7 protein-coding genes are annotated in these 8,318 nt (G+C 49.0%); 5 read left to right on the top strand and 2 right to left on the bottom strand.

Going from position 1 to position 8,318, the window contains the following annotated elements:
* The 5 genes from HWQ67_RS09230 to HWQ67_RS09210 all read left to right on the top strand — a co-directional run.
* Positions 1-1,448, top strand: a 1,448-nt coding sequence (locus HWQ67_RS09230; RefSeq protein WP_218252398.1) for a response regulator, incomplete at its 5' end; no start/stop codon positions are given.
* 21 nt (positions 1,449-1,469) lie between these two features.
* Complete coding sequence (locus tag HWQ67_RS09225) at positions 1,470-2,393, top strand: diguanylate cyclase (RefSeq protein ID WP_218252397.1); 924 nt, start codon at positions 1,470-1,472, stop codon at positions 2,391-2,393.
* A gap of 183 nt (positions 2,394-2,576) precedes the next feature.
* A complete protein-coding gene (locus HWQ67_RS09220; RefSeq protein WP_218252396.1) occupies positions 2,577-3,362 on the top strand; it encodes a zinc ribbon domain-containing protein in 786 nt (261 codons plus the stop codon).
* A 166-nt stretch (positions 3,363-3,528) separates the two neighbouring features.
* Positions 3,529-3,828 (top strand): DUF2752 domain-containing protein, encoded by a 300-nt coding sequence (locus tag HWQ67_RS20520; protein WP_425340715.1) that lies wholly within the window; start codon positions 3,529-3,531, stop codon positions 3,826-3,828.
* The gene (locus tag HWQ67_RS09210; protein WP_218252394.1) at positions 3,825-5,186 is read left to right on the top strand and encodes a rhomboid family intramembrane serine protease; all 1,362 of its coding nucleotides are present in this window, start codon (positions 3,825-3,827) and stop codon (positions 5,184-5,186) included. Before HWQ67_RS20520 ends, HWQ67_RS09210 begins: the two co-directional genes overlap by 4 nt.
* Before the next feature lie 19 nt (positions 5,187-5,205).
* On the opposite strand, the gene HWQ67_RS09205 is transcribed toward HWQ67_RS09210, so the two are convergent.
* A complete protein-coding gene (locus HWQ67_RS09205; RefSeq protein WP_218252393.1) occupies positions 5,206-6,336 on the bottom strand; it encodes a radical SAM protein in 1,131 nt (376 codons plus the stop codon).
* A 310-nt stretch (positions 6,337-6,646) separates the two neighbouring features.
* On the bottom strand, positions 6,647-7,732 hold the full coding sequence (gene aroB, locus HWQ67_RS09200; protein WP_218252392.1) for a 3-dehydroquinate synthase: 1,086 nt from the start codon (positions 7,730-7,732) through the stop codon (positions 6,647-6,649).
* Positions 7,733-8,318 lie beyond the last annotated feature (586 nt).

The following is an 8,318-nucleotide window of genomic DNA, read 5'->3' as shown; positions in this document are numbered from 1 at the left end:
CACCCGTGGCATCGGGGACAGAGGCCTTGGCCGAGTTGGAGCGTTCATTGGATGACCCCTACGACATGATCTTCATTGACTGGAAGATGCCCGAAATGGACGGTATCAGAACAGTGAAGGAGATCAACAGGCTCCTGCCGCAGAGCAAGACGCCAAAGGTCATCATGGTAACCGCATACGGTCGTGAGGAGGTCATGCAGGCAGCCAGGGGGGCACACATTGATAACATCCTCATAAAGCCGGTCAGTCTGTCGGTGATGTTTGAGACCATCCTGTCGGTAGTCGGCGAGGACGTTGTCCGGCACAGGGGCGTAATACCCGCCACGGAGGCCATGGTAGAGGGACTCGAACGTTTGACCGATGTACGTATACTCCTGGTAGAGGACAACGATATCAATCGCCAGGTTGCCATGGAGATACTCCAGAGCAAGGGGATCAAAGTGGAAATTGCCCGAAACGGTGCAGAGGCTGTGGATGCCCTCACGAAGATGCCACCGCATTATTTTGATGTCGTGCTGATGGACATCCAGATGGCCGTGATGGACGGCTATGGGGCTACAAGACGGATACGGCAGATACAGGAGTTTGCCGGTCTGCCAATTATCGCCATGACCGCCAACGTCCTCACCGGAGAGCGGGAAAAGTGTCTGGCCGCAGGGATGAATGACCACATAGGTAAACCCATACAGCCCAATCAACTCTACACCACGCTGTTGCATTGGCTACCCCCCGGAGAGGTTAAACTACCATCACCACCTTTGCCGCCAACACCATCCTCTCAGACTCCGGGCGAAGGTGCAAAGACGGCGCTGCTGACACGGTTGAGCAGTATCGATATACGCCTCGGACTGGATAGATGTATAGGCAACACAACCCTGTACGTCGAACTATTGAGGGAACTTTACGGCAAATACAGAGACAGCTTCAGGGCAGTTTCCAGCGAGCTGGACAACAAGAACTACCAGGCAGCCCGTGAGTTGGTTCATACGTTGGCCGGGGTTTCCGGTAACCTCGGTGCCACTGAGCTGTACCGGGCATTGCAACCACTGGACAAGGCGCTCAAGGATACCGCAGCGGATATCGCTGACCTTGACTCACTGTTGAGCGCATTTAAAACGGCATTCGATGACGTTATGGCAGACCTATCTGGGATTGATGACACCACGCCACCTGAAACAACGTCTAAGGCACGTACCGCTGACCCGCTCGATGCAGAAGACCTCAGAGGCAACGAAGCCGTAGTGACCTCAATACATAAGCTGGCGGTGTTGCTTCTGGAGAGTGATTCGCGGTCCGTGGCAGAGCTTCAGATACTGAGGGGTATGCTGGAAGGCTATTGCAAATCTGAGGCAATGGCGAAAGTTGAGAGTCACATAAATGATTACGACTTTGACGAGGCACATGCTGCTTTGATTGCTTTTGCTCAATCATTGGGGCTTGCTATATAATTAATAGGGAGAGATGCTGATATGAAGGAAAAACGTGCAAAGATACTGATCGTCGATGACGAAAAGGTCAACATTGATATTCTGGTGAACCTGCTCAAAGCGCATTATACGTTGGTTGTAGCAAAGTGTGGAGACAAGGCAATCAGCCTTCTGGAGTCAAACGAGGACAAACCCGACCTTATACTCCTAGATATACTGATGCCCGGTATGGATGGTTATGAGGTCTGCCGCCGGATTAAGGAAAACGCCCAGACCAAGGATATCCCTGTAATCTTTATAACACTGTTAAGCAACGTTGAAGAGGAGAGGTATGGGTTTCAGTTGGGGGCGGTGGATTACATCACCAAGCCCTTTAGTCCGCCCATTGTTGAGGCGCGTGTGAAGACCCACGTTGAGTTAAAGCGCAAGAGGGACTTACTGGAGGTCATGGCCAGGGAGGATGTACTGACAGGGATAGCCAATCGCCGGAAATTTGATGAGTTTCTTGACTTTACCTGGAACAGTGCCGTCAGGAGACAGACACAGTTGTCGCTGATATTGATTGATATTGATTTCTTTAAGCGTTTTAACGACAATTATGGTCATAGTGCCGGGGATGATTGTCTGAGGGAGATTGCGTTGTCCTTAAAGGCTGCAATGCAGCGCTCGTTGGACCTCATAGCCAGGTATGGGGGTGAGGAGCTGGCCTGTATCCTGCCAGATACCGATGGCCCGGGCGCCATGACGGTTGCAAAACGTCTGAGGGAGGTTGTATGTGCAATGGATATACCCCATGAGCACTCGGATGCGGCAGACCATGTTACCATAAGTATAGGGGTAACAACTATGATACCACAGTGCAACAGTCAGCCAAGCGCTTTGATAGAGGCAGCGGATACGGCCCTGTATATGGCAAAAAAGGCCGGGAGAAATCGTGTGGAATTTCTGGTGCGTGATGATATATAAGAACGTTTCAAAAAAAAAGGTACGGCACCGCACAGAACTATTTACAGGAAGCTGTATATGTATGTTGACAGATTTAACAACTAAATTGTATACTATTTGAGATGTTTTTTTAAAGGAAGGTATTTCTTAGTGGTAAAGCTTTACAAGGTTGTTTTTCGGGGAGACATACAAGCAGGGCAAGATATGGCGGAGGTCAAAAAAAGGCTTTCCTCACTCCTCAAGCGAAAAGATGACAGACAGCTCGATGGACTCTTCTCAGGAAAACGCCTCATCATAAAAAATAAGGTTGACTATAACACAGCCGTCAAGTACAGCAACTATTTTAACCAAAGCGGGGCGTTGTGTACAATAGAGGCCATCGATGAACCTCAAGAGTCGCTGGTTATAGAGCCAGTGCTCAAAGAGAAATCTGCCGATCCCCCGAAACATCCCTTAAGACGCAACGATGACACAAAAACGTGTACATCGTGCGGGGAAACAATTCAGGCATCCGATCTGATATGTAAGTTATGCAATACTCCCCAAAAGATGTCCAGGGAATGCCCCAACTGCAAAAAGCTGGTTCCCAATCATCGGGATATCTGCGTGTGTGGATATAACCTGTCTACGGGACAATCAAGCGGATTGAAAACCTGCCCCGCATGTGCAGAGGATGTTAAGCAAATGGCTAAGAAATGCCACCACTGTGGGTATTACTTCGATAAGGGCTTTATGAATGAGGAGGGGGTACGGCAGGAAAAACTTAAAGAGACCAAATACGCCTTAATATATGCTATTGTGGGATTTTTTTGTTACGGTATGTTTTTAGGACCCGCAGCTATATTTTACGCTAATAAAGCGCTTACAACTATCAAAAGCAGTCCTCAGTATGCAGATGAAAAAACCAAGTCAACAGTCGCATTCTGGCTTGGTATTGTCGATACGGTCGGCCATGCAATTATATTGCTGGCAACAATAGGAGGGCGGTAGGGACGTTGATTCTTGCAACAAATCTTTTGGCTTCCATGAAGGATGCGTATAGCTAAAAGTGATAGGCAATAACAGTAATGTATATATTTTAGTGTTATGCCTCTCTGTTTTGCTATTGTCACGCATCTTGTACGTTGAGGACGGATGTGCCGTTTCTCTTAATGGCATGACATTACCGAGCATATGCGCATTTAAGAATCTTTTCCATATAAATTGCCCCGGTTGTGGTTTGACAAGGAGCTTTATAAGCATCAGCAGAATGCACTTAGACAAGACCTGGCAATATAATCGGGCAGGGATAGTCGTATATGTATTTATCATTTTGCAAATCCCCTACCGGATGTATCTTATAGCAAGAAATTCCAGGACAGGGAATAAACTGATCGACAAAATATTTGGTGTTTACCTGTATGTTATTTTCTGCTCGTTAATACTGAACTGGTTGGCTGGTTTTTACATAGGATGAACGACAACATAATGCCGGAGGCAGGCGTAAGCAGCAATAAAACCTATAGCGTTGTTTTCGAGGGCATCATATCGGCAGGCTTTGATGAGATAGAGGTCAAAAAGGGCCTCTGCAGATACTGCAACGTGGACATTGACAGCCTCAAAGGCAAGCGGATTCTTCGTGGCTATCCGGTGGTCGCTGCGGGAAATCTCGACCTCGGAAACGCCGGAGAGGTTAAACGACTGCTTTACTCTATGGGCGCAGAATGTACCATCATCAGCCATAAGAAAGACAACAGAACCCTCAAATGTCCCCAATGCACCAACCACCTGTTACACCCCCTCAGGAACAAAGACATAGAGCTTGATGCCTGTAACCGGTGTGGCGGTTTGTGGTTTGAAAAACACTCCCTCGATAAAATCCTGTTACCTCATACTAAAGACGATAAGAACTCCATGTATAGCCCTTCCATTATAGAAAACCTCGGGACATACAAGGGACACACAACGCGTCATTGTCCCGACTGTCATATGCCTATGAACAGATACGAGCTTGCCCGGGACAGCGGACTGGATATATCCGTGTGTGCGCAATGCTACGGGATATGGCTGGAAAAGGAAAAGATAGCCCATGCAAAGGCCTTCTACGAAATCCCTTCCGTCAAAGCGGCATTGGAGAAGAAGCCAACATGGCAGCACTGGGTGTTTCAGTTTGTCCTGTCCCTGCCGGTTGAGTTTAATATAAAGCCACGGAGATTTCCTGTTGTTGTTATCACCATAATTGCAATTAACGTCCTTATGATGCTATTGGTAATTGCGCAGGATTCTCCGGAGGCGTTTACCGGGAGGTTTGGACTGGTTGCCAGTGCAGACAAGACGTTTTCCTGGTTTCTGACCCTTATCAGTTATCAGTTTCTCCACGGCGGATTATTTCATATCGTGAGCAACATGTATTTCCTTTATATCCTGGGGGACAACGTGGAAGACGCCCTGGGGCGAATACACTATCCGATGTTCTATCTGACCTGTGGGGTTGTGGCAGGGCTTACCCAGACGGTCTTTACATCGTCGTCCCACGTACCGGTTGTTGGTGCAAGCGGGGCAGTGGCAGGGGTTATGGCTGCATATATGATGATTTTCAGAAAGGCCAGGTTAACCTTCATGTTTCTCTTTTGGCAAAAAAAGCTATCAGCCAAGTGGTATTGCGGCATCTGGATATTGATGAATCTTGTTGGTTTGTTATTTTCCAACGAGCTTGTAGCCTGGTATGCACACCTGGGAGGTTTTGTGGCCGGCCTTGTGTGGTCTTACCTGGCATATAACAGCGTTATCCGGAGTCATCCACTATTAAACTACATCAACAAATCCCCCTCATAAAAAATGCCGCCCTCCCAGGTCAGTCCTCCAGGAATCCATACTCAACGCAATTGGCACAGATAATTCGTGCGTCTTTGCAGTGTTTGTGCAACGGCGACATTGATGGAGTTCTTTTGGTGTAGGCCCGCACCAGGCGTCGTGCGTGTTGATACTGTGGGGAGTTCCACACCCTGCGAAACGTGCCACGTCCGACAAAACAGTTATCGAAGTCCCAGCTCTTTTCGTAGACGCCACAACACGGCGCCACGGAGCCGTCCCAGTTGACAACGGAGGCGTCCCACAACCACTTGCAACTATGCTGCCTCGTCCGTGTACCGGGAGCTATCTCATAGGCATACCGATTGTAAGAGCCGTCCTGTGGCAGCCAGGAGGCGTCCTCGTTGAGGCGTGCGTACAGAGGCATCAACAACTCCTTGCCCATGTGCGTCCGCAGCGGGGACGGTGAAAACGCTATGCCATAGTCACGAGCAATCTGCCGTGCCGCCTCAACCTCGCCCTCGTTGTACCTGTTTACGAGAAACTGCCATATCAGTTGAGGAAACCGCACCGAAGCCTCTCTGAAGGAAAGCAGCCTCTCAATGTTGGCCTTCACCGTTGAGAAATTGCCACCGACGCGGTACTGTTCATAGCTGTCCTGGGTGGCCCCGTCAATGGACAGGACGATCAGGTCTACGCCGGAGGTAGCAATGCGCCTTGCGGTATCGTCGCCGAGACGGTTGAGATTGGTGCTGAAGCCGACGATTGTGTTGTACCCCTTGGCATACTCGATCATTTCGGCAAGATGCGGGTTCAACAACGGCTCTCCCCAGTTGCACAGGTATACGCCAAAGACATACGGGCCAACCTCATCCAGGAGCTTCTTATACGCATCCAGCGCCATCATTCCCTTGGGTCTGCCCTGTGTATCCTGCCACGTCGGACATAGCGCACAGCGCAGGTTACAGTGGTTTGTCGGGTCGATAATCATGTAGATCGGGTAGCTCACCAACGAACTCCTCTGCAGAGATGACTCCAGCGCATTTAAGGCCAGATTGGCTACCTTCCTCCTGACATACCGCTTTCCGGCAAAGACGCTATCCACCAGGGAGTGCGTTACAGGGGGCAACTTGCTAACTATCAGTCGCCGCAATGTCGTCTCGATTATTGACACAATTGATGGTATACTGATCGGATTCGAGTTTTTTCGGGTATCAAAATTGCTCGCATACAAGAAAGAAAGGGGCGGTTTGTGGCAGGGGTGCCCCACCCCCTCCGCCCCCCTTCAGAACCCCCTGCAAGGGGACCAGTCCCCTTGACCCCATTATCTTTTTATCAAATATCATGCCTGAAAAAACCTGCGTCATTTCAGTATACCATATTTACAGGAAGAAATAAATCTTACCCTGCTTTTTTTAGAAGATACCCTATTGCGGTACTGCCGGATGTCTCTGAGGAGCTGTATTAAACCATACGCTAGGAGATTACAGTGTCTTTTGGAGTCCCGCAAGGATATAGCCTTCATCATCGACAGAGACCAGCCTGACGGAGCCGATCTTATCAGGCAACACGAACCTCAGTCCACCGGAGACGGCCTTTTTGTCGTGATACATCAGTCCCACCAGTTGGTTGTGGTCGATATAGTCTGGCACGCTAAAGGGCAGATGGTAACTCTCAAGGACATTTCTAAGCTGCACCATGTCAGTCGGGGCAAGCATGGAGTGTTCCACGGCAATGCAGGCAGCGGCATACATACCGATGGCTACGGCCTCTCCGTGTAGAAACTTCCTGTATCCGGTAATTGTTTCGATGGCGTGCCCGACCGTGTGACCGTAGTTGAGGATGGCCCGCAGGCCGGATTCCGTTTCATCTCCGGAGACGACCTCGGCCTTGATCTGGCATGAGCGAGTGATTATATAGATGAGGTTGTCGGGGATAAAGGACAACAGTTCGTCGGTCTTTTCCACAAGGTACCGGAAGAAGTCCGCATCCCAGATAACGCCGTACTTTATGACCTCGGCAAGACCGGAGAGGCGCTGTCTCCAGGGCAGGGTGCTCAACGTCTCGATGTCGATCCACACCAGGCGGGGTTGATAGAAGGAGCCGATCATGTTTTTTCCAAGTGCGTGGTTGACGCCGGTCTTACCGCCAACGGAGCTGTCCACCTGCGCCAGGAGCGTTGTGGGAATCTGGACGTAGCCAATGCCCCGCATGTAGATAGAGGCGGCAAATCCGGTGATGTCGCCGATCACACCACCCCCAAGGGCAATCAGGGCTGATTTGCGGTCGAGGCCCTCTTTCAAGAGTTCAGACAGGATGTAGTTGGCCCAGTTGAGGTCCTTGTACTCCTCGCCATCGGGGAGCAACACGCAGGAGCACTTAAACCCTGCCGCCTTGACCGAGGCCAGCACCCTCTCTCCGTAGAGGTTAAAAACGGTCGGATTGCTCACCAGTGCCAGGGTCTTGCTAAATCCACACCCTTTGAGTCTCTGTCCTACGGCATCAAGTATACCGTGGCCTATTGCTATGTCGTAGCTCCTGTCGCCAAGAGAGACGGGTACTATTTCCATTTCTGCCATCCTTGTATCATTAATCCAAAATCCGACCCCCAGCAACCGTAAAGAGCGATCCGATCAATTTTATAAATATATTTATGTCCATGTACTTAAAAGTACGGTGTGTAATTATCATAACATAATGGTTCAAAGGTGGCAACGTAACAGGCAATTTACAAAATTATCTCTTTCCCGATTGTCTGTCTTTCAGTTTAATAGCTTTTTCGATAATTTCTTTTCTGACGTTAAAGCATCACTTTTCAGCCTTTCATATTGTTCTACCTCTTTGTTTTGCCATATCAAATCAACGCGCCTGACCTGATGCATGGCGACATGTGCATAATCTTGCGGATATGCCCAGTAGCAAGAAAGACAAATTTCGGCATGGTTCATATTCCAGTTAACAGTTTGAAAATATTTCAGGGTGCAAAAAAAATTTCCACCCTCTGTGACCCATTTAATATAAAGGATTTATTGAGGTTTAAAGTTTTTATCTCAACTTTCGCACTTGAATTTTAGCAATTTTGCCTTGAAAAATGCGGGTAAAACCGAAATAAAAGCGTCGATTAGTGCTTGAATTTTATCATCAGGAAGCAACTGA

Origin of the sequence: Candidatus Magnetobacterium casense, assembly GCF_019173545.1 — a bacterium.
GTDB classification, from domain to species: domain Bacteria; phylum Nitrospirota; class Thermodesulfovibrionia; order Thermodesulfovibrionales; family Magnetobacteriaceae; genus Magnetobacterium; species Magnetobacterium cryptolimnobacter.
The sequence above is the reverse complement of the archived record's forward strand: the minus strand, read 5'-3'. Positions and strand labels throughout refer to the sequence as shown.

Bases quoted from the DNA above. Each gene is read 5' to 3' on its own strand.
- HWQ67_RS09225 (WP_218252397.1), top strand. From the start codon at position 1,470: ATGAAGGAAAAACGTGCAAAGATACTGATCGTCGATGACGAAAAGGTC.
- HWQ67_RS09220 (WP_218252396.1), top strand. From the start codon at position 2,577: ATGGCGGAGGTCAAAAAAAGGCTTTCCTCACTCCTCAAGCGAAAAGAT.
- HWQ67_RS20520 (WP_425340715.1), top strand. From the start codon at position 3,529: ATGACATTACCGAGCATATGCGCATTTAAGAATCTTTTCCATATAAAT.
- HWQ67_RS09210 (WP_218252394.1), top strand. From the start codon at position 3,825: ATGAACGACAACATAATGCCGGAGGCAGGCGTAAGCAGCAATAAAACC.
- aroB (WP_218252392.1), bottom strand. From the start codon at position 7,732: ATGGAAATAGTACCCGTCTCTCTTGGCGACAGGAGCTACGACATAGCA.